General features: G+C 64.1%; 21 protein-coding genes. 10 read left to right on the top strand and 11 right to left on the bottom strand.

Annotation, left to right across the window (positions count from 1 at the left end; translation table 11 throughout):
• Positions 1-115 precede the first annotated feature (115 nt).
• Positions 116-2,476, top strand: a complete 2,361-nt coding sequence (locus IVB41_RS33240) for a TonB-dependent receptor (protein WP_247438781.1) — start codon at positions 116-118, stop codon at positions 2,474-2,476.
• 223 nt (positions 2,477-2,699) lie between these two features.
• Here IVB41_RS33240 and IVB41_RS33235 read toward each other — a convergent pair whose 3' ends face one another.
• A complete protein-coding gene (locus IVB41_RS33235; protein ID WP_247438779.1) occupies positions 2,700-3,215 on the bottom strand; it encodes a GNAT family N-acetyltransferase in 516 nt (171 codons plus the stop codon).
• A 51-nt stretch (positions 3,216-3,266) separates the two neighbouring features.
• A complete protein-coding gene (locus IVB41_RS33230; protein ID WP_247438778.1) occupies positions 3,267-4,574 on the bottom strand; it encodes a hypothetical protein in 1,308 nt (435 codons plus the stop codon).
• On the opposite strand from IVB41_RS33230, the gene IVB41_RS33225 reads away from it, so the two are divergent.
• Entirely contained in the window at positions 4,573-5,310 is a 738-nt protein-coding gene (locus IVB41_RS33225; RefSeq protein WP_247438775.1) for a glycosyltransferase family 2 protein, read from the top strand. The two genes, IVB41_RS33230 and IVB41_RS33225, sit on opposite strands and share 2 nt — an antisense overlap.
• A gap of 61 nt (positions 5,311-5,371) precedes the next feature.
• Positions 5,372-5,749 (top strand): DUF2304 domain-containing protein, encoded by a 378-nt coding sequence (locus tag IVB41_RS33220; RefSeq protein WP_247438773.1) that lies wholly within the window; start codon positions 5,372-5,374, stop codon positions 5,747-5,749.
• Between the two features lie 19 nt (positions 5,750-5,768).
• Here the strand turns inward: IVB41_RS33220 and IVB41_RS33215 are convergent, their stop codons facing one another.
• A complete protein-coding gene (locus tag IVB41_RS33215; RefSeq protein WP_247291307.1) occupies positions 5,769-6,260 on the bottom strand; it encodes an NUDIX domain-containing protein in 492 nt (163 codons plus the stop codon).
• An 80-nt stretch (positions 6,261-6,340) separates the two neighbouring features.
• Between IVB41_RS33215 and IVB41_RS33210 the strand changes: the two genes are divergently transcribed.
• The gene (locus IVB41_RS33210; protein ID WP_247438771.1) at positions 6,341-7,222 is read left to right on the top strand and encodes a metallophosphoesterase; all 882 of its coding nucleotides are present in this window, start codon (positions 6,341-6,343) and stop codon (positions 7,220-7,222) included.
• 125 nt (positions 7,223-7,347) lie between these two features.
• Here the strand turns inward: IVB41_RS33210 and IVB41_RS33205 are convergent, their stop codons facing one another.
• The 3 genes from IVB41_RS33205 to IVB41_RS33195 form a co-directional block, all read right to left on the bottom strand.
• Positions 7,348-7,902, bottom strand: coding sequence for a hypothetical protein (locus IVB41_RS33205; RefSeq protein WP_247438768.1), 555 nt, complete (start codon positions 7,900-7,902; stop codon positions 7,348-7,350).
• Between the two features lie 199 nt (positions 7,903-8,101).
• On the bottom strand, positions 8,102-8,308 hold the full coding sequence (locus tag IVB41_RS33200; protein ID WP_007595122.1) for a hypothetical protein: 207 nt from the start codon (positions 8,306-8,308) through the stop codon (positions 8,102-8,104).
• Between the two features lie 30 nt (positions 8,309-8,338).
• Positions 8,339-9,970, bottom strand: a complete 1,632-nt coding sequence (locus IVB41_RS33195) for an isocitrate lyase (protein ID WP_247291313.1) — start codon at positions 9,968-9,970, stop codon at positions 8,339-8,341.
• Positions 9,971-10,200: 230 nt separating this feature from the next.
• On the opposite strand from IVB41_RS33195, the gene IVB41_RS33190 reads away from it, so the two are divergent.
• Positions 10,201-11,646 (top strand): short-chain fatty acyl-CoA regulator family protein, encoded by a 1,446-nt coding sequence (locus tag IVB41_RS33190; protein WP_027568549.1) that lies wholly within the window; start codon positions 10,201-10,203, stop codon positions 11,644-11,646.
• A gap of 139 nt (positions 11,647-11,785) precedes the next feature.
• On the opposite strand, the gene IVB41_RS33185 is transcribed toward IVB41_RS33190, so the two are convergent.
• Entirely contained in the window at positions 11,786-12,079 is a 294-nt protein-coding gene (locus IVB41_RS33185) for an antibiotic biosynthesis monooxygenase (protein ID WP_007607017.1), read from the bottom strand.
• Between the two features lie 229 nt (positions 12,080-12,308).
• Here IVB41_RS33185 and IVB41_RS33180 point away from each other — a divergent pair, with 229 nt between their 5' ends.
• On the top strand, positions 12,309-13,115 hold the full coding sequence (locus IVB41_RS33180) for a hypothetical protein (RefSeq protein ID WP_247291315.1): 807 nt from the start codon (positions 12,309-12,311) through the stop codon (positions 13,113-13,115).
• A 163-nt stretch (positions 13,116-13,278) separates the two neighbouring features.
• A complete protein-coding gene (locus tag IVB41_RS33175) occupies positions 13,279-13,620 on the top strand; it encodes a hypothetical protein (protein WP_027568547.1) in 342 nt (113 codons plus the stop codon).
• A 194-nt stretch (positions 13,621-13,814) separates the two neighbouring features.
• Here the strand turns inward: IVB41_RS33175 and IVB41_RS33170 are convergent, their stop codons facing one another.
• Complete coding sequence (locus tag IVB41_RS33170) at positions 13,815-14,456, bottom strand: tetratricopeptide repeat protein (RefSeq protein WP_026232851.1); 642 nt, start codon at positions 14,454-14,456, stop codon at positions 13,815-13,817.
• Between the two features lie 134 nt (positions 14,457-14,590).
• Positions 14,591-15,523: a zinc metalloprotease HtpX gene (gene htpX / locus IVB41_RS33165; protein ID WP_247438766.1), complete on the bottom strand. Its 933-nt coding sequence runs from the start codon at positions 15,521-15,523 to the stop codon at positions 14,591-14,593.
• A gap of 186 nt (positions 15,524-15,709) precedes the next feature.
• On the opposite strand from htpX, the gene IVB41_RS33160 reads away from it, so the two are divergent.
• The 3 genes from IVB41_RS33160 (at position 15,710) to IVB41_RS33150 (ending at position 19,063) form a co-directional block, all read left to right on the top strand.
• Positions 15,710-17,011 carry a lytic murein transglycosylase gene (locus tag IVB41_RS33160; protein ID WP_247438764.1) on the top strand — a complete coding sequence of 434 codons (1,302 nt, stop codon included), beginning with the start codon at positions 15,710-15,712 and terminating at the stop codon, positions 17,009-17,011.
• Between the two features lie 264 nt (positions 17,012-17,275).
• Complete coding sequence (locus IVB41_RS33155) at positions 17,276-17,779, top strand: DUF1993 family protein (RefSeq protein WP_247438762.1); 504 nt, start codon at positions 17,276-17,278, stop codon at positions 17,777-17,779.
• Positions 17,780-17,962: 183 nt separating this feature from the next.
• Positions 17,963-19,063, top strand: a complete 1,101-nt coding sequence (locus tag IVB41_RS33150) for an alkene reductase (RefSeq protein WP_247438760.1) — start codon at positions 17,963-17,965, stop codon at positions 19,061-19,063.
• A gap of 187 nt (positions 19,064-19,250) precedes the next feature.
• Here IVB41_RS33150 and IVB41_RS33145 read toward each other — a convergent pair whose 3' ends face one another.
• Together IVB41_RS33145 and IVB41_RS33140 are read right to left on the bottom strand one after the other, a co-directional pair.
• Positions 19,251-20,993: an ABC transporter substrate-binding protein gene (locus IVB41_RS33145; RefSeq protein WP_035962951.1), complete on the bottom strand. Its 1,743-nt coding sequence runs from the start codon at positions 20,991-20,993 to the stop codon at positions 19,251-19,253.
• 127 nt (positions 20,994-21,120) lie between these two features.
• A complete protein-coding gene (locus IVB41_RS33140) occupies positions 21,121-21,450 on the bottom strand; it encodes a DUF2160 domain-containing protein (protein ID WP_027568539.1) in 330 nt (109 codons plus the stop codon).
• Positions 21,451-21,481 lie beyond the last annotated feature (31 nt).

The raw sequence follows: 21,481 nt of genomic DNA, 5'->3' as shown, positions 1-21,481 counted from the left end.
GCAAATCGGCGCGTGCCCGGGAGCAGTTGAAGTCGAATTCCGTCGCCCAGCGACGGCAGGCCGCCTCCGATCAGCAGACGAACATTGCGGACGGCGCCTGACTGGAATCAGGACCATGTCATTCAAATTGCGGCGCGCGCAGCGTCTTGGTGGAGCAAGCCTGCTCCTGCTCGGCGCCGCCACCTCGGCGCTGGCCGAGGATAAATCATCGACCGAGATCCCCGCCGTCACCGTGACGGCCCCGAGTCCCATCGTGCGCAGGGCGGTGGTGCCGACCCGCAACCCGGGCCGACCTACGCGAACCGCGCGGGCACGCAGCCACGAACGCGCGGCGGACGCCACGCCGGCAGCCGCGGCGCCGGCCGCACCTCAGCAGGGCGTGCTGCCCATCGTGACCAACCAGTTCGCGACCGTCACGGTGGTGCCGAACGAAGAGATCCGCCGCGAGGGCGGCGGCCAGCTCGGCGATCTCCTGTTCTCCAAGCCCGGCATCACCGGCTCGAGCTTCGCGCCCGGTGCCTCCAGCCGGCCGATCATCCGGGGGCTCGACGTCAACCGCGTCGGCATCGTCGAGAACGGCACCAATGCCGGCGGCGCCTCCGATCTCGGCGAGGACCACTTCGTCCCGATCGATCCGCTCGCGACCAACCAGGTCGAGGTGGTGCGCGGACCGGCCGCGCTGCGCTACGGCTCGACCTCGATCGGCGGCGTCGTCAGCGCCACCAACAACCGGATTCCGGATGCGCTGCCGAACTGCGGTGCCCAGCCGTTCCAGAGTTTCGGCCTGCCGGTCAAGGCGCCGCTCGCGAGCGCCGCGACTTCGCCTTGCATCACCGCCGAGACGCGCAGCGCGTTCAGTTCGGTCGACCGCGGCGTCGAAAGCGGCGTGCTGCTCGACACCGGCGGCGGCAATTTTGCCTTCCATGCCGACGTCTACGGCCGCAACACCACCGACTACAGCATCCCGAGCTACCCGTACCTCACCGACCAGACCCGGCCCGTCGCCAACGGACGCCAGCCCAACTCGGCGACGCGCTCGGACGGGGCCTCGATCGGCGGCTCCTACTTTTTCCAGGGCGGCTATATCGGCGCGGCGATCACGCAGAACGACGCGCTCTACCACATCCCCGGGATCGACGGCGCCGACCACAACACGCGGATCGACGGCCATCAGACCAAGATCAACGTCAAGGGCGAGTACCATCCCGACGCTGCGGCGATCGATGTCGTTCGCTTCTGGGCCGGCGCGACCGACTACCGGCACAACGAGATCGGGCTTGCCGATCCTGCCAATCCCAATAGCGACGGCGTGCGGCAGACCTTCACCAACAAGGAGCAGGAGATCCGCACCGAGGTGCAGCTGATGCCGTTCAACGCGCGCTTCGTCGAGGTGACGACGGCGTTGGGCTTCCAGGTCGGCCATCAGGAATTGAGCGCACCGAGCCCGGACAATCCGGGCACGCTGTTCAACGGCCTGTGGGACCCGAACAACAGCACGCGCGTCGCCGGTTACGCCTTCAACGAGTTCAAGTTCACGGACGCGACGCGGGCGCAGATCGCCGGGCGCATCGAGCATGTCGAGCTGCACGGCACGACGCCGGATTTTCCCGCGGACTTCCTGCCCGACGGCACACCGCAGGCGGCGATTTCGCGCAATCCGGCGTTCACGCCGAAGAGCGGCAGCGTCGGCCTGTTGCAGGACCTGCCGGGCGGCCTGGTCGGCAGCATCACCGCGCAATATGTCGAGCGCGCGCCGAAGGCGGCGGAGCTGTTCTCGCGCGGTGCGCATGATGCGACCGCGACCTTCGACATCGGCAACCCCAACCTCGGCATCGAGACCGCGAAGTCCGTCGAGGTCGGCCTGCGCAGGGCGACGGGGCCGTTCCGGTTCGAGGCGACCGTCTACTACACGCACTTCAATAACTTCATCTATCGCCGTCTCACCGGCGTGATGTGCGGCGAAGATTTTGCCTCGTGCGGCGCACCCGGCGCCGAGGTGAACCAGGCGGTCTATTCGCAGCGGGACGCGAACTTCCGCGGCGGCGAATTCCAATCGCAGCTCGACGTAGGTGCATTCCAGGGCGGCATTTGGGGCATCGAGAACCAGTTCGACGTGGTCCGCGCCACCTTCATCGACGGCACCAACGTGCCGCGCATTCCGCCGCTGAGACTGGGCGGCGGCGTGTTCTGGCGCGACGACAATTGGCTGATGCGCGTCAATCTGTTGCACGCCTTCGCTCAGAACAACGTCGCCGTGATCGCGGAAACGCCGACATCGGGTTACAACCTCTTGAAGGCCGAGGTCAGCTACAAGACCAAGCTCCACCCAAATGCATTCGGCGCGCGCGAGATGCTGCTCGGCCTCGTCGGCAACAATCTGTTGAACGAAAACATCCGCAACTCGGTGTCCTACACCAAGGACGAGGTGTTGATGCCCGGCATCGGGGTGCGGGCGTTCGCGAACTTCAAGTTCTGAAAAGGCTGCCTCCTCACCGTCATTGCGAGGAGCCCTTGCGACGAAGCAACCCAGACTGCCTGTGCGGCAAGATTCTGGATTGCTCGCTTCCGCCTTCGCTCTCGAGCTTCGGCGGACAAGCCGCCCGCAATAGCGGGGCATGAGACGTGGCAGCGGCACTTAACAGCGCGTAGCCCCGGATGCGTGACAAGCGTAACAGGGACTCGGGCTAAGCGCGCTACGACTAACCGCGAGCCTTGCTCCAGTCCGGGCCGACTTGCCCCGACACGCCTTCGAAGGCGCAGTCGACGAGTTCGAACACTAGGATGCGCGCGGCATCGACTGGGCCAGGCATGGTGACGCGGCCCTTGGGAACCTGCTTGAAGCCGACGCGGCTGTAATAGGGCTCGTCCCCGACCAGCAGCACCAGCCGATGGCCTTTGTCCCTAGCGTCCTTCAGGGCGCGATCTATCAAGAGTCGACCGACACCACGGCCGCGGAACGGTGGCTCGACGGTGAGCGGCCCGAGCAAGAGCGCCGGCGTCACTCCGATCAGCACCGGCAATTGCCTGACAGAGCCGACCAGCAGCGTGCCGATACGCGCGGTGAAGGAGAGTTCGAGCAGATGGCTGACGTGCTCGCGGATGCGGTAGGCGCTGAGCACGAAGCGGCCAGGGCCGAAGGTGCGCTCGTGCAGCCGCTCGATCGCCTGGGCATCGCCGGCCGCTTCGGGGAGGATGGTGAGCGAGAGTTCGGTCATATCAGCATGCGTCTTCCAGCGAATGGGCCCGGTTCGCGTCAGGAAAACGCGTCAATGTGAGATGCGAGATAACATCTCGGGTGCCCGCGGTCCATCGGCCTCGTGGGCTCTCAAGTGCTTTGCCGGGCCGCAGGTCAAGGCCGCTGCGAACAGCAGCGTCCAGAGCGACAGCATGAGGATCGGGATGACGTAATACTGCGTGAAAACCGGATGCGTGGCAAAGAACGCAAGGTTCAGCGCGAGATTGCCGGCAACCAGCAGCGAAAGCCTCCTGGGGCCGGAATGGTCCGCGAAACGCCACAGCAGCGCGGTCCCGACGCAGGCGATCACAACCAGCGGGAACTGGGTGTCGCGAAGATAGGCGCGCAGGACGGCAGGATCCAAACTTGGCGCAGCGGTATCCTGGCCGCCATAGGCGGAGACCAGCGGATGGCCCGAATTAACCAGGTTCGCCGCGAACACCGGCAGCAGACCGACTAGAAATGCGAGGCCCAGCGTGAGGCCAGCCGCGAAGGTCTCACGTGTCCGCCAGATCAAAAAAGTCAATCCGAAGAACAGGAAATAGCCGGCGGAGAGAACGACGTTCGCGATTCTGAAGCTCGCGGACAGACCGAGCAGAACGCCGACAGCCGCGACCATAAGCAAACGACGCCGACCTTCATCTACGAACAGTCTCGCGGTGAGCAGCCCCACCAGCGCACAGACCACCATGGTCGGCGCCATCGAGTAGCTCGCCTTTGTCGGATTGATCATGAAGTAGATCGCGAGCGCGCCGAACGACCCGGCGAGTGTCAACGCGAACTTCTCCCGCGCCCGCCAGAGCCCGTACAGTGCAAAGCCGGCGATGATTGCATTCGCCACCACATAGAGGGCGACCACCTGGAACCCTTCCGGGAACAGCGCCAGCACGAAGCCCGTGCCAGGCGGCGGCGTCATGACCTGCTTGCTGCCGTCGGCAGTTTGGGTGTGGCAGGGCGCCCGCGTCCGATCGTTCCAGTCCGGATAATCGATACTGCGCAGCTTGGCTGCGAGATAACCGTCGGTTTCGCGGGCAAGGCTGGTGTCGAGCCCGTGCCAGCCGAAACGCTGGAACAGATGTGCCTGCCTAAGATAGCAGATGTCGTCATAGACGCCGCGGCTCTCGCTCCACTGCGAGATCAGCCGAACGTTGCTGGCCAGAATTGCCAGAAACACAATTGAAAAAAAGACTTTAACAGCTCTCATCGGCGTTCGCCGGATGCCCCCGCGCAGCTTGAAATGGCCCGACGCCTGTACAGGAAAAGCACCGGCAAGTATAGCATGGTTGGGATTTTGGGGGTGAGCAGACGTGACCGACGCGAGCAGACGTTCAACCGACATGCGCTGTACTGGCGCCGCCGCACCGCAGGACGGCGCGTCGCGAATCCTGCTCATCATTCCCTGCTTCAACGAGGAGGCATCGATCGGGGGTCTGTTGAGCGAGATCGCGGCAACCGGCCGCGGCTATCACACCCTGGTCATCGACGACGGCTCGTCTGATGCGACAGCCGCCGTGGCAAGCTGCCGCTCGCCCGTCGCCCGCCTCGCGCAGAATCTCGGTATCGGCGGTGCCGTGCAGACCGGCATCAAATACGCGGCGCGACAGGATTTCGATTTTTGCATCCAGATCGACGGCGACGGACAGCACGATCCGCGCGCCGTCGAGACGTTGCTTAACGCCTATCGGAAGCAACCGTCCAACATCACCATCGGAAGCCGCTTCATCGCCCATGCCGGCTTCTGCTCCACGCGGATGCGGCGCGCCGGCATCAGGCTGATCGTGCTTGCGCTCAACGGCCTCTTCAGCGGCAGCGGCCGCATCACCGATCCGACTAGCGGCATGCGACTGATGGACCGCTCCGCCATTGCCTTCTTCGCTAAGGCCTATCCGACGGATTTTCCGGAGCCGATCTCGCTGGCCTGGGCGATGCGCGCGGGCCTGACGGTCAGGGAGGCCCCGGTCGAGATGCGGGCGCGAGAGACTGGCGTCAGCTCGATCGACGGATTGAAATCGGCGAGCTATATGATCCGCGTCCTCGGCTACATCCTGCTCGCGCGTCTCGTGAGATCGCGATGAGTCCGACTCCACACGCCGAGTTACGGTCGCATCATCAATCGAATATTTTGAGGAGGCAGCCGTGACAAAATCCCTTCCAAGCCCAGAGACAGTCCTCGTCATCTCCGCGTTTGCGCTGATCTACATGCTGGTGCTGCTGCGCAAGACGCTGCAGGGGAAATTCGATTTGTACGATTTCCTGATGCTCTCCACTGTGGCGATCATACCCGCGGGCTTCGCGCTGTTTCCAACGCTAGCCTATCTCGTCAGCCATTTGACTGGCGTCGTGTTTCCGTTCGTCGTGATGTTCGGCGCCCTGTTCCTGGTGGTGTTCGCGTTCATGCACAACATGACGGCGCGGCTGCACCGGCTGGAACGGCAGAACTGCGCGTTGATCCAGGAGCAGAGTCTGCTGGCGCTGGAGCTGAAGGGCAAGGAAAGCAGTCAGTCCAGAGGTTGAGGGTTCGACGCCAGAGCCATCATCGCCACGTCGCAATCCGCGGCCTGTCGTGTAGGACTTCCGCGATCCGCAGCCGCGTGCCGGGCGTGGTCCCCTCGGGCAGCGCGGTGACCGCGAAGAATCCGCACTCGGCGATCTCGCGGTTGGGCGCGGGCAGGCGATCCTGCTTGAACTGCCTGACGACGTAGACCGCGACGTGGTCGCGGCGGGAGACGTGGCTGTTGAGGAAGATCCCGTGCAGCACAGCATCGCCGGTGAGATCGATATCCCCCTCCTCCTTGAGCTCGCGCCGCATCGCCTGCTCCATGGTCTCGCCGAGATCGACGCCGCCGCCGGGCAGATACCAGCCGGTGACGTAGCTGTGCCTGACCAGGAACACCCTGGTGTCGGCATCCAGCACCACGGCGCGGACACCGAGCGTCATGCCGCGGATCAGCAGAAAATAGGCGTGGAAGATTCGCCGCAGCAGCGGCTCGAATCTCCGTCGGACGCCGTTCAGACGTTCTCCCATCGGGCTCCCTTGATGCCCCGCTTGCACGTAGCCTGCGACCTTGCCATTACAGCGGGCGAATAGCGAGGCAATCGCCCCCCATGGCCCCCTTCACGCTCGCCCATCTGTCCGACCCGCATCTGCCGCCGCTGCCGAAGCCGCGGTTGATCGAGCTCGCCGGCAAGCGCGCGCTCGGCTATGTCAACTGGACGCGCAACCGTCACAAGTACCAGCGCCGCGAGGTGCTCGACGCACTTATCGCCGATTTGAAGGCGCAAGGTCCCGATCACATCGCGGTCACCGGCGATCTCGTCAATCTGGCGCTGGAGGCGGAGTTCGCGCCGGCGCGCGCCTGGCTCGACGGCCTCGGTCCGCCCGACCGCGTCACCACGATTCCCGGCAATCACGACGCCTATGTCCGCGCCACCTCTCATCGCTTCGGCGAAACCTTCGGGCCCTATCTCGCGGGCGACGATGGCCGTATCGGCTTTCCGAGCCTGCGCCGGCGCGGGCCGCTCGCGCTGATCAGCCTGTCCACGGCGGTGCCCACCTTGCCGTTGATGGCGACAGGCACGCTCGGACGCGATCAGCTCGCGTCGCTCGAAGAGGTGCTCGAACGGCTTGCGGCTGATGACGTCTTTCGCGTGCTGCTGGTGCATCATCCACTGAAGTCCGGCGCGCGCCACAAGCGGATGACCGACTCCGCCGGGCTGCTGACGCTTTTGAAACGTCACGGCGTCGAGCTGATCCTGCACGGGCACGACCACATTCATTCGACGATGTGGTTCGAGGGACCCAACGGCAACATTCCCGCAATCGGCGTGCCTTCGGCCTCCGCGCTCGCGCACGGGCGCACCCCGGCTGCGGCCTACAATCTGTTCGCGATCGAGAAGGACAACACCGGCTGGCGTTGCGAGCAGACGGTGCGGAGCCTGGGGACTGGATTTCAGATCGGGCAGATCAAGCATGTCAGATTAATCTAGTTCGCCGTCGTTGCGAGCGAAGCGAAGCAATCCAGAGTCCCTCCGCGGAGGCAGCGTGGATTGCTTCGTCGCCAGCGCAAAATTGCTTCGCAATTTCGTCGCGGGCTCCTCGCAATGACGACGCCTCACCAGTTCCGCAGGGCCGCGAGCACGGCAACCCCGAACAGCGCGGCGGCGCCGAGCACGAACCCCAGCACGAACGGCCAGAGGCGCGAGCGGCGCAGCGGCGGCGCGGCCTCGGGCTTCGGTTCGGGCGGGACCACCATCGCATGCTCGCGCTCGATCATGCGGCGGGCGACATAGTCCGTGACGGCCTCGACGATCACAGCGGTGTCGTGCGATTCGGCGAGCACGATGCGGCCGAAGCGAGTGTCCTGCACGAAGCGGTACATCCGCTTGTCGCGCCCCATCGAGATGTGCGCGACGACGTCGATCCAGAGCCTGGGCGTATCGCCCTGGCTGATGCCGCGGTCGAACAGGTCGATCTTGTCAGGCACCTGCGCGAACAGGGGATCGAGCGAATCGTTGAGGATCTCGAGCCTCGCCACCTCGGCATCGCGCAAATCGACCACGACGCCGGTCCGGTCGGCGGCCTCGATCCGCGCGCGCAACAGCGCATCGCGCAGCCGCACCGGGCGCGGCTGGCTGGGATGGATCCCGCTGGTCTCGGGCTCTGACATTGGCGGCCTCGTCCTCACTTGGCCGGATTAACCTATCAGCAACCAAAGTGTCCGCAAAGGCCCTACAATTCCAGTTACTTACGGTGCCCACAGGTCGTCTACCTGTGCCAAAAACAGACGATCCCACCCGGCTTGCGCCGGATGGGACCCTCCGTCCTTGGACGTCTTCTTATTCAGATTGTCATGTTAGTTCACATTGTCAGGCCGAGACCCGCGACGGCTCTTCCACGATCGAGAAGCGGACGCCGGCCTTGTGGCGGTTCTCTTCCGAGACCGAGCGCCAGGCGTCCTCGGCCTCCTTGCGGGTCTTGAACGGACCCTGCACCTGGGCCGAGCCTTCCACGAGCTTGTGGAAGTTCATCGAACCGAACTCGCCGCCGATCACCCAGAAATTGCTGTTGGTCATTGTCAGTCTCCTGTCGATTAGCGTGATGCGTTAGCCGAACTGGTTCATCGTGTTGTGGGCACCGCCCGCCTTCAGGGCAGCCTCGCCGGCGAAGTATTCCTTGTGGTCGTCGCCGATGTCGGAGCCGGCCATGTTCTGGTGCTTGGCGCAGGCGATACCCTGACGGATCTCGGCGCGCTGGACGTTCTTGACATAGCCGAGCATGCCCTGGTCGCCGAAATATTCCTTCGCCAGATTGTCGGTCGAGAGCGCCGCCGTGTGATAGGTCGGCAACGTGATCAGGTGGTGGAAGATGCCGGCACGCTTGGCCGAATCCGCCTGGAAGGTACGGATGCGCTCGTCGGCTTCCTTCGCCAGCGGCGTATCGTCGTATTCCACCTTCATCAGCTCGGCGCGATTATACTTGCTGACGTCCTGGCCCGCTTCCTTCATCGCGTCGTAGACCTGCCAACGGAAGTTGAGGGTCCAGTTGAACGAGGGCGAGTTGTTATAGGCCAGCTTCGCGTTCGGAACCACCTTGCGGATCCGGTCGACCATCTTGGCGATCTGCTCGATATGCGGCTTCTCGGTTTCGATCCAGAGCAGGTCGGCGCCGTTCTGCAGCGAGGTGATGCTGTCGAGGACGCAGCGGTCTTCGCCGGTGCCCGGGCGGAACTGATAGAGATTGGAGGGCAGCCGCTTCGGACGCATCATCTTGCCGTTGCGGTTGATGATGACGTCGCCGTTGCGGGCGTTCTCCGCCGTCACTTCCTCGCAATCCAGGAAGCTGTTGTACTGGTCGCCGAGGTCGCCGGGCTTGTGGCTGACCGCGATCTGCTGGGTCAGGCCGGCACCGAGCGAGTCGGTGCGGGTCACGACGACGCCGTCTTCGACGCCGAGTTCGAGGAAGGCGTGGCGGCAGGCCCGGATCTTGGCCAGGAACACCTCGTGCGGCACAGTGACCTTGCCGTCCTGGTGGCCGCACTGCTTCTCGTCCGAAACCTGGTTCTCGATCTGGAGCGCGCAGGCACCCGCCTCGATCATCTTCTTGGCGAGTAGATAGGTCGCCTCCGCATTGCCGAAGCCGGCGTCGATGTCGGCGATGACAGGCACGACATGGGTCTGGAAGTTGTCGATCTTCTCGATCAACTCCTTCTCTCGGGTCTTGTCGCCTTCCTTGCGGGCCTTATCGAGGTTGCGGAAGATATCGTTCAGCTCGCGCGAGTCGGCCTGACGCAGGAAGGTGTAGAGCTCTTCGATCAGCGCCGGCACCGAGGTCTTCTCGTGCATCGACTGGTCCGGCAGCGGGCCGAACTCGGAGCGCAGCGCCGCGATCATCCAGCCAGACAGGTACAAATAGGTGCGATCGGTCTTGCCAAAGTGCTTCTTGACCGAGATCAGCTTCTGCTGGGCGATGAAGCCGTGCCAGCAGCCCAGCGACTGCGTGTACTTGGTGGGATCGCCGTCATAGGCGGCCATGTCGGCTCGCATCAGCGCCGCGGTGTAGCGGGCAATATCCAAGCCGGTCTTGAAGCGATTCTGCAGGCGCATGCGGGCGACGGCCTCGGCCGACACCCCGTTCCAGGTCGGCTGGGTCTCCAGGAGCGACCGGGCCGCCTCGACCTCACTCTGGTACGAGGCGGGGGCCTGGAGGGTGCTGATGCCACGGGGCTGGTAATTCATGTGCCTGATCCTTTCGCTGACGATGGCCACCAGCCATCGACATTCTTGACAATGCATTGCGAGATGCGTGTCAGAAGCTAAACGCGAGAAAGCTCAGCTCGTACAGTAGGCTTGCATTTGAATGGTGATGTCATGTAACATCGGTACTTGTACTATATGTCACTTTGTAAATCTTGTAAATTAATTAGGTCAGTAAGCCTGCCATTGATGCCCTCTCCGGAGACCCGAGAATGCCCGCCGGTTCCAGCAAGAAGCTCTTCGTCGGCCCGCGCTTCCGGCGGATCCGGCAGCAACTGGGGCTGTCGCAGACCCAGATCGCCGAGGGGCTCGGGATCTCGCCGAGCTATGTCAATCTGATCGAGCGTAACCAGCGTCCGGTGACCGCCCAGATCCTGCTGCGGCTGGCCGAAACCTACGACCTCGACCTGCGCGACCTCGCGAGCGCCGACGAGGACCGCTTTTTCGCCGAACTCAACGAGATCTTCTCCGATCCGCTGTTCCGCCAGATCGACGTTCCCAAGCAGGAATTGCGCGATCTCGCCGAGCTTTGCCCCGGCGTCACCCATGCGCTGCAACGGCTCTATGCCGCCTATACCGAGGCCCGCCAGGGCGAGACGCTGGCCGCGGCACAAATGGCCGACCGCGACGTCGGCACCCGCTATGAGGCCAATCCGGTCGAGCGCGTCCGCGAGCTGATCGAGGCCAACCGCAACTACTTTCCGGAACTCGAGCAGGCCGCGGAGACTTTGCGCGACGAGCTGAATGTGCCGGCCGAAGAGCTTTATGCGGCGCTGGCGACACGGCTGCGCGAAAAGCATTCGATCCAGACCCGCATCATGCCGGTGGATGTGATGCGCGAGACGCTGAGGCGCTTCGACCGCCACCGGCGCCAGCTCCTGATTTCCGAGCTGGTCGACCCGCCCGGTCGCGCGTTCCAGCTCGCCTTCCAGCTCGGCCTCATTGAATGCGCGCAGCATCTGGAGACCATCATCGGCCGCGCCGGCCCGCTCGACGACACACCGCGCCGCCTGTTCCGCATCACGCTCGGCAACTATTTCGCGGCCGCCGTGATGATGCCCTACCCGGCTTTCCTGGCTGCGGCGGAAGCGTTGAATTACGACATCCATCTGCTCGCGCAGCGCTTCAATTCCGGTTTCGAGCAGGTCTGCCATCGGCTCACCACCCTGCAGCGGCCGAACGCGCGCGGCATCCCGTTCTTCCTGCTTCGTGTCGACAATGCCGGCAACGTCTCGAAGCGATTTTCATCGGGCACGTTCCCGTTCTCGAAATTCGGCGGCACTTGTCCGTTGTGGAACGTGCACTCGACCTTCGACACGCCTGACCGCCTGCTGAAGCAGGTGATCGAGCTCTCCGACGGCACGCGCTATTTCTCGATCGCGCAGATGGTGCGCCGCCCCGTCGCGCCGCACCCGCTGCCGCAGCCGCGCTTCGCCATCGGCCTCGGCTGCGAGATCCGTCACGCCGCGCGCCTCGTCTACGCTGCCGGCATCGATCTGGAGAAAACGGAGGGCACGCCGATCGGCGTCAACTGCCGTCTCTGCGAGCGCGAAAACTGCGCTCAGCGCGCCGAGCCGCCGATCACGCGCACGCTGATCCTGGACGAGACGACGCGGCGGGTGAGCTCGTTTGCGTTTTCGAATGCAAGGGAGTTGTAAAGCACACCGCTGTCATGCCCCGCGAAGGCGGGGCATCCAGTACGCCGCGGCTTATCGGTTCAATCCCTGCCGTCTCGGAGTACTGGATCGCCCGGTCAAGCCGGGCGATGACAGTTGAATGCGCGGCTGCACCCAATCCCTACGCCAGCGTATGCACGATCACCGGCCCGGCGGCGGCGCGGGCGTCGCCTGCAAGCAACGCGCCGAGATCCTTCTCGATCCAGGCGATCGCACGCCTGTTCGCCTCCTCCGCCTGCTCGAACTTGTCGAAGATCGAAATCGCCGTGACCGTGTCGTCGCCGGCATAGACGACGTAATAGGCGCGGAAGCCGTCGACGTCGCTGATGATCGGAACGGCGCCTTCCTTGATACGGCGCGCCAGCTCTTCGGCGCTCCCGCTTTTCGCCTTGGCCTGACGGATGGCGGCATACATGGCATCCTCCCTTCCGGCTATCTGGTTTGAGGGCTTGGTGCCCGGACCGCATGCTACGCCGAAGCGCGCGAGCAATCCACGCTTGGTTAACCCGGCGCTAATTCAGTTCGGCGATCCGCAACGATCGATTAAGCACGCCTCAACATCGCTGCCTTAGTCTCGCCCCACTCACTTTTCGCAAACAACGGCGGCTTATCCTGCCGCGTGAAGTGACATCAGGGGGTTCATCATGCGCATTGCGTTGCTGCTGACCGCGACCATTGTCGGCGCGCTCTTTGCCAATCCGTCCCATGCCGGACCGCTGGATGCGTCCGCCGGCGCAGCGCAGGCGTTACCGCCGGGCTTCCAGAGCTACCGCGGCTACATGTTCGACTTGTCGGAGAATTCCGACCGCAAGGATGTCGACAAGCTCACCGACAATGTGAAGAGCCAGATCGACGTGGTCGAGGCTGCCGGCCTCTCGCCGCGCGTGCTGCGCTTCTTCCGCACCGTCCCGATCATCGCCAGCGAGCTCGCCTGCCTCGACGAGGGCGCCGCGACCGCATGCTACGGCCGGGTCACGCCCGACATCCAGCGCACCGCTCCCCGCACGCTGACGGTCTGGGACCCCAACAAGCAGCGTTGGAGCAATCCGAACGCCGTCGACCTCGCGGTCGATTCCGGCCTCGGCGTGATCATGCTGCGGCCGGACATGATGCGGTACGAAAAGGAAGCCGTGCTGCTGCACGAGCTCCTGCACGCCTACCACGCGCGGCTGTTGCCGGACGGCTACGCCAACAAGGGCGTGATCGGCTATTACGCCTACGCCAAGTCCAAGGATCTCCTGCCCAAGGAATCCTACGCGCTGAAGAATCACATGGAATTCTTTGCCGTGACCGCCAGCATCTTCCTGGCCGGGAAGAGCGAATTCCACGACCCCAAGTCGCGCGAGGCGCTCAAGGAGAAGCTGCCGGACTATTACAAATATCTGGTGGGCGTGTTCGGCTTCGACCCCGATCCGGCAGCGACAAGCGGCCCGGTCGCCTCGCTGAAGTAAGGCAAAAAACGCCAAACCAAGCCAGAGAGCCGCGCGCGTAGCGCGGCTTTTTTGTTTTGGTCACCGGAAGCTGCGGATGACGCGCGGCCGGGAATTGCCAAGGCGGGGCCCGATCTGCATAGTCCGCCCGCATCGATATTGTTTTCGAAGAGGATAGAACAACATGGCGGACGCCGACCTGGATGTCGTGATCCGGCAACTGGCCAGACAGCTGCATACGGGCCTGATGTCCCGCGCCAAGGAGCGGCGGGATCGATTCAACGGCCTTGCGGCCAAGGCCAAGAGCAAGGAGACCGGCGACCGCTTCAAGATGATGGCCAAGGCCACCATGGAGCAGGCCATCGCCGCCGCCAAGCGCCTGCAGATGTCCGCCGACAACGTCGCCGACAGCTACGCGCGGTCGATGCGGATTGCCGCCAGCACACCGGTCGCGGTGAAGGTGGAGAAGAAGCCCGCCAAGGAGAAGCCGGTGAAGAAGGCGAAGAAGGCCAAAGCCAAGAAGTAGGCCCGCACTTTCTTCCTTCTCCCCTTGTGGGAGAAGGTGGCGCGAAGCGCCGGATGAGGGGTTGTTTCCGCGAATTCAACTGCAGCAGGCTCACGCGCGGAGAGATACCCCCCACCCGTCTCGCCGCTTCGCGGCGAGCCACCCTCTCCCACAAGGAGAGAGGGTTGCAGCGGCGCACGCAGCTCTAGATATCTCTACCGCCCTGGCGCGGCGAGCCGGGTCGGCTCGGCGCTCGCCAGTTCGGCGAGTTTTGCGCGCGCTGCATCGCGGGTACGGGCATCCTTGCCGGCGGGCAGCGCCAGCGCGGCCTCGAAATCGGCGCGCGCCTCATTTGCCTGGCCGCGGGCGAGGAAGGCGAGGCCGCGGTCGAGCCGAGGCTGCGCATCCGAGGGGTCGAGGCGGACCGCGGTGTTGTAGCTCAGAATCGCGCGATCGAGATCGCCGGCGGCCGCGAGCGCGAGACCGCGCTGGTGATAGGGCGCGGCGTGCCTGGGATCATGCGCGATCGCCTCGTCGTAATCCTCGATGGCAAGTTCGAGATCGCCATTCTGCCGGCGCGCCAGTGCCCGATCGCGATAGAGCGAGGCGCGGTTAGGATTGAGGTGGATGGCCTCGTCGAAATCCGCGATCGCCCGCCGCCAGTCGCCGTGGCGCAGCGCGATCCGTCCGCGCCCCTCATAGGCGAAAGCGATCAGCGAGCCGCGCAGCGGCGAGAAGCCGATTACCGCCGAACAGATGTCGGGCTCGTCCTCGTCTCCGCAATTGACGACGGTGTGCGTGGAGAGGCCAATCAGCACACCCACGACAATCAACAATGGTACTGCAGCTTTGGTCATCTTCGACGGTGGCAGGCGGAGGACCGGCCACGCATCCCCTTTCGCAGGAACTGTCACGGCAGGGTGTTAACACCGGCCGGGACCGTCCTGTGTGCGACAGGTCACAAAGCGCGCAAATTAGAGCAGCTGCTGCGTCAGCCCCAAGGCCCGCGCGAGGACGAGCGACCCCACGGGCTCCGCGGCGGATAGTTCTCATTGGCGCCGACCGACGGCGACGCCTGCGCGCCAAGCTCGGCTGCGAGCTGCTGAAGCGCCGCGATGCGATTCTGCGTCGAGGGATGGGTGGCGAACAAATTGTCGACGCCGTGGCCCGACAGCGGGTTGATGATGAACATGTGCGCGGTGGCGGGATTTCGTTCCGCCTCGGCGTTCGGGACCTGATGCGCCGCGCCTTCGATCTTCACCAGCGCCGATGCCAGCCACATCGGCTGACCGGCGATGCGTGCGCCGAGATTGTCCGCGGCGTATTCGCGAGTGCGACTGATCGCCATCTGCACCAGCATGGCGCCGATCGGGGCGAGGATCATCATCAGGATCGAACCGACGATGCCGGGGCCGTTGTTGTCGCGGTTGCCTCCGAAGAACATGCCGAACTGCGCCAGCATCGAGATCGCACCCGCAATGGTCGCGGTCACGGTCATCAGCAGCGTGTCGTGGTGTTTGATATGGGCAAGCTCGTGCGCGATCACGCCGGCGAGCTCCTCGCGGCTGAGCTGGCGCATCAACCCGGTGGTGACCGCAACCGCGGCATTCTCCGGATTGCGCCCGGTGGCAAATGCGTTGGGCTGCGGCTCGTCCATCAGGAACACGCGCGGCATCGGCAAGCGGGCGCGGCCCGCAAGCTCGGCCACGAGCCCGACCAGCTCCGGCGCGCTGCTGCGGTCGACCTCATGGGCGCCATACATGGACAGCACCATCCGGTCGGAGTTCCAGTAGGTAAAGAGATTGGTCGCCGCGGCAACGACGAGCGCAATCATGGCGCCGCCGGCACCGCCGATCAGATAGCCAACACCCATGAACAGAGCGGTGAGGCCTGCGAGCAGCATTGCGGTACGAAGATAGTTCATGGCCGTCTCCCGAGGCCGGCCGTGGCCGCTGGAGGGATTGCGGGCCGGCAAGCATGAGGTAGGGATGACCCCGGCCCGCTCGCAAGGTTTCCGGGTGCGTCGCGGAGCCGCGGCACTGGTTTGAAGGCAATCGTTCCATTAAGCTTGGCCAAGAATCCAAGCGTCTCCTCCCCTTGCGGAAACCTCATGTTCCAGACCCGATTTGCGATCGCGGCCGCCGCCCTGCTCACGCTCGCCCTTCCCGCCTCTGCCCAGTTCGCTCCGCCACCCGCAAAGCCCGCGGCTCCCAGGGCCACCGCGCCGTCGCCGCGCGCGGCGTCGTGCCACAACGGGGCGAACTTCGATCGCTTCCTGGCCGACGTGAAACAGCAGGCCGTCGCCGCCGGCGTGTCGCAGCGGACGATCGCGGCGGCCTCGCCTTACCTCGTCTACGACCAGGGCATCGTCAATCGCGACCGCGGCCAGCGCGTGTTCGGCCAGCTCTTCACCGAATTTGCCGGCCGCATGGCGGCGCCCTATCGCATGCAGAACGGCCAGCAGCACATCAAGCAACATGCGGCCGCGTTCGCGCGCGCGGAGAAAGAATACGGCGTGCCGCCGGCGGTGATCGCAGCGTTCTGGGGACTGGAGAGCGATTTCGGCGTCAACATGGGAAATTTGCCGACGCTGAAGTCGCTGGTGTCGCTGGCCTATGATTGCCGCCGCTCGGAGATGTTCGTGAACGAGACCATTGCCGCGCTGAAGATCATCGACCGCGGCGATTTGCATCCCGACGAGATGGTCGGCTCCTGGGCCGGCGAGCTCGGACAGACCCAGTTCCTGCCCGTGCATTACGTCAACTATGCCGTCGACTACGACGGCGACGGACGTCGCGATCTCCTCCGCAGCGAGGACGACGTGATCGGCTCGACCGCGAACTACATCGCCAACGGATTGAAGTGGCGGCGCGGTGAGCCGTGGCTGGAGGAGATCAAGGTGCCGCAAAACCTGCCCTGGGATCAGACCGACCTCACGGTGCAGCTGCCGCGCTCGAAATGGGCGCAGCTCGGGGTGACCTATCCCGACGGGAGGCCGCTGCCGACCGACAATCTTGCCGCGTCGGTGCTGCTGCCGATGGGTCGGAACGGGCCGGCCTTCATGGCGTACCCGAATTTCGCGGCATACACCGAGTGGAATAACTCGCTGATCTATTCGACCACCGCAGGTTATCTCGCCACCCGCATCGCGGGCGCGGCTCCGATGCGAAAGCCGTCCACACCCGTCGCGCAGCTGCCGTTCAACGAGCTCAAGCAATTGCAGCAGCTTCTGGTCCAGGCCGGCTTCAATGTCGGCAAGGTCGACGGCGTGCTGGGCCAGCAGAGCCGCGCCGCAGTGAAGGCGATGCAGATCAAATACGGTCTGCCGGCCGATTCCTGGCCGACCGCGGAGCTTTTGGCCCGGATGCGCGGTGGCACGGCGCAAGCGCAGCCTGCGGCGACGATCCGCTAAGCACTCGAATCGCTGTCATGCCCCGCGAAAGCGGGGCATCCAGTACGCCGCGGCCTATCCATTCAATCACAGCTGCCCCGGAGTACTGGATCGTCCGGTCAAGCCGGACGATGACAGCGAGGTATGGCGCCGACAGCACCACAAGCCCGCTCGGTAGAATTTTCGCACTGCACAAGCCGCTTTTGCAATTGTATTTTTCCATGAGGTTCCCATGTGAGTGGCTCAGGTTTCTCCTGAGATTTCCCACCACAGAGCGAGCATCACATGTCCTTCCACGACGCCGTCGTTCCCGCCTATTTGCAAATGCTGAACAGCCTCACCGGCCTGCTCACGAAAGCCGAGGCGCATTGTGCGGCCAAGAAGGTCGATCCGAGCGTCCTGCTCGGCTCCCGGCTATTTCCGGACATGCTGCCGCTTTCGAAGCAGATCCAGCTGGTCACCGATTTCGCAGCCAAAGGTTGCGCCCGGCTGACCCATAGCGACGTGCCGTCCACAGCAGACACCGAGACCAGCTTTGCGGAGCTGAAGCAGCGGCTCGCCAAGACCATCGACTACGTGAAATCGTTCAAGCCCGAGCAGTTCGAGGGCGCCGACACCAAGGACGTCACCTTCCCGGCCGGCCCCGACAAGTCCATCACCATGAAGGGCCAGCAATTCCTGAGCGCGTTCTCGCTGCCGAACTTCTATTTCCACGCCGCGACCGCCCACGGCCTTCTGCGCCACGCCGGCGTCGAGGTCGGCAAGCGCGATTTCCTCGGCGCGAACTAGTACCCGATTATTCAGGCGGCCGCGGCGGGAGATCGAATCTGCTGCCGCGGCTGAAATTGCACATGCTTTATGCTGCGAGGCTCCGCTGCGCATCTCGCCTGCAGTTTCCGTATGGCTCCTCCCTTGCGCTGATTGCCGCGATGCACAAGTGTTCCGGATCTCTCACCGCCTGGAAGCATTCTCATGAGCCGTTCGACCAAATTGTTTGAGACCTACAAGCTCGGCCCGATCACACTGGCCAACCGCTTGGTGATGGCGCCGCTGACGCGCAACCGCGCCGCGCCCGGCACGTTCGTACCGAGCCCGCTTGCGGCGGATTATTACGGCCAGCGCGCTTCCGCGGGCCTTCTGATCACCGAAGCGAGCCAGGTCTCGCAGCAGGGCCAGGGCTACCAGGACACGCCCGGCATCTACTCCAAGGAGCAGGTTGCCGGCTGGCGCAAGGTCACCGATCAGGTGCACCAGCGCGGCGGCAAGATCTTCATCCAGCTCTGGCATGTCGGCCGCATCTCGCATGTCGACCTTCAGGCCGATGGCGCAGCCCCGGTGGCGCCGAGCGCAATCCGCGCCAAGGGCAAGACTTTCGTCAACGGCGGCTTCGCCGACGTCTCCGAGCCCCGTGCGCTCGAACTCTCCGAAATTCCAGGGATCATCGACGATTTCAAGCGCGCCACGAAGAACGCGCTCGAGGCCGGCTTCGACGGCGTCGAGATCCACGGCGCCAACGGCTATCTGCTCGAGCAGTTCGCCAAGGACGGCACCAACAAGCGGACCGACGCCTATGGCGGCTCGCTCGAGAACCGCGCGCGTCTGATGCTGGAAGTCTCCAAGGCTGTCGTCGCCGAGGCCGGCGCCGAGCGTACCGGCATCCGCATCTCCCCGGTGACACCGGCCAACGATATCTCGGAATCGAACCCGCAAGCCCTCTACGACCATATCGTCGACGGTCTCGCCGCGCTGAAGCTCGTCTATCTCCATGTCGTCGAAGGCGCCACCGGCGGTCCGCGCGACATCGCGCCATTCGACTATGCGGGCCTGCGCAAGCGCTTCCCCGGCGCCTACATCGCCAACAACGGCTATGATTTCGATCTCGCCAGCAAGGTGCTGGACGCGAACGCGGCCGATCTCATCGCCTTCGGCAAGCCGTTCATCTCCAACCCCGATCTCGTCGAGCGGCTGAAGACGGGCGCGACGCTGAACGATTGGGACAAGAATACCTTCTACGGCGGCGGCGCGAAGGGATACACGGACTACCCCGCGCTGGCGGCCGAACCGGCGGAGTAAGGCGTCGTCGTCGCTCCATCCTCCGTCATTGCGAGGAGCGAAGCGACGAAGCAATCCAGACTACGTCCGTGGAAAGACTCTGGATTGCTTCGCTTCGCTCGCAATGACGGTGGAAGCAAAATCCACGACAATAAAAAGAAAAAAGGCCGGGATTGCTCCCGGCCTTTCGTCGTTATGTTGATGTGCCTTACTGCAGCGAAGCGCGCTTCGGGGGCTGGGCCGGCCACGACTTGATCAGGGTGTCGTAGTCGACCGTCTCGCCCTTCGGCTTCTCGTTGGCGAGCTTGCGCTGGGGAGCAATCGTGCCGTCCTTCTGGGCCTTGGCGAACCAGTACTCGGCCGTCTCCTTCTTGTGCAGCTTCGGACCGCAGGCGCCCTGCACGCCGGACTTCTCCAGACGCTCCATCACGGAGTCCTGAGCAGCGGCGAGCGAGTCCATCGCAGCTTGCGGCGTCTTCGCACCGGACGACGCATCGCCGATGTTCTGCCACCACAGCTGCGCCAGCTTCGGATAGTCGGGCACGTTGTTGCCGGTCGGGGTCCACTGCACGCGCGCGGGCGAGCGGTAGAACTCGATCAGGCCGCCGAGCTTTGGCGCACGCTCCGTGAACGACTTGTCCCAGATGTCGGATTCACGGATGAACGTGAGACCGACATGGCTCTTCTTCAGCGAAACCGTCTTGGAGACGATGAACTGGAGGTAGAGCCATGCCGCCTTGCGGCGATCCGCCGGGGTCGACTTCAGCAGCGTCACGGAGCCGGCGTCCTGGTAGCCGAGCTTCATGCCTTCCTTCCAGTACGAACCGTGCGGCGACGGAGCCATACGCCACTTCGGCGTACCGTCCGCGTTCATCACGGCGATGCCCGGCTTCACCATGTCTGCGGTGAAGGCGGTGTACCAGAACATCTGCTGAGCGATGTTGCCCTGCGCCGGCACCGGACCCGACTCGGAGAAGGTCATGCCCTGCGCCTGCGGCGGAGCATACTTCTTCATCCACTCGAGGTACTTGGTGATCGAGTAGACCGCGGCCGGACCGTTGGTGTCGCCGCCACGCTCGACCGATGAGCCGACCGGACGGCAGCCTTCCATGCGGATGCCCCATTCGTCGACCGGCAGACCGTTCGGGATGCCCTTGTCGCCGTTACCGGCCATCGACAGCCAGGCGTCGGTGAAACGCCAGCCGAGCGACGGGTCCTTCTTGCCATAGTCCATGTGGCCGTAGACCTTGACGCCGTTGATCTCCTTGATGTCGTTGGTGAAGAACTCGGCGATGTCTTCATAGGCTGACCAGTTCACAGGAACGCCGAGCTCGTAGCCATACTTGGCCTTGAACTTGGCCTTGTAGTCGGCGTTGGTGAACCAGTCGTAGCGGAACCAGTAGAGGTTCGCGAACTGCTGGTCGGGCAGCTGATAGAGCTTGCCGTCCGGCGCCGTGCCGAATGACTTGCCGATGAAGTCGTTGACGTCGAGCATGGGGTCGGTGACGTCCTTGCCCTCGCCGGTCATGTAGTCCGACAGCGCGATGGTCTGGCCGTAGCGGAAATGCGTGCCGATCAGGTCGGAATCGTTGATCCAGCCGTCGTACACGTTCTTGCCGGACTGCATCTGGGTCTGCAGCTTCTCGACGACGTCACCTTCCTGGATGATGTCGTGCTTGAGCTTGATGCCGGTGAGCTCGGAGAACGCCTTGGCCAGCGTCTGCGACTCGTATTCGTGGGTCGTGATGGTTTCGGAGACCACGTTGATCTCCATGCCCTTGAAGGGCTCGGCGGCCTTGGCGAACCACTCCAGCTCCTTCTTCTGGTCTTCCTTCGACAGCGTCGAGGGCTGGAATTCCGCGATCCACTTCTGGATGGCGGCGTCGTCGGCGGCGCGCACCGGCGCCGAGACGGCCAGCGACACCGCGACGATGGCGGCGACGCTGGACATCGTCAGAAAGCTATTCTTGGTCAATGGACGTTCCCTTCTCCTAAACTGCCGCATGTTAGTCCTCCGTTGCAGCGACAAACTTTTTACAGGCCCGGGTTGGTCCCGGATCTGGCCGTTCCTTCGCGGGCTAGACCGTGCGGAAAATGAGTACGGCCGTGGCCAGCGAAATTCCTGATGCGATCCAAAGGCGCGAAATTTCAAGTCCGTCCTCGCCGATCGGCAGCGTGGCGAGGGCGTCGGTGCCGGCGAAGGCGATCCAGAGCAAATGGATGACCGCAGCGGTGATCAGGGAGATGAACAGGCGGTCGCCGCGCGTGGTCGGGATGCGCAGCACGCCGACGCGCTCGGCCTCGGGATAGGCCACCCCGAGCCAGGTCATCACGGCGAGCGTGCAGGCGAGCGCGACAAAGAAGATTGCCGTCGGCGGCGTCCAGGCCATCCATGCAATAGCTTCCATGCTCTTACTCCTTGCGCATGATCTGGTCCGA

This window comes from Bradyrhizobium sp. 44, from assembly GCF_023073095.1.
In the GTDB taxonomy this organism is placed as follows: domain Bacteria; phylum Pseudomonadota; class Alphaproteobacteria; order Rhizobiales; family Xanthobacteraceae; genus Bradyrhizobium.
The sequence above is the reverse complement of the archived record's forward strand: the minus strand, read 5'-3'. Positions and strand labels throughout refer to the sequence as shown.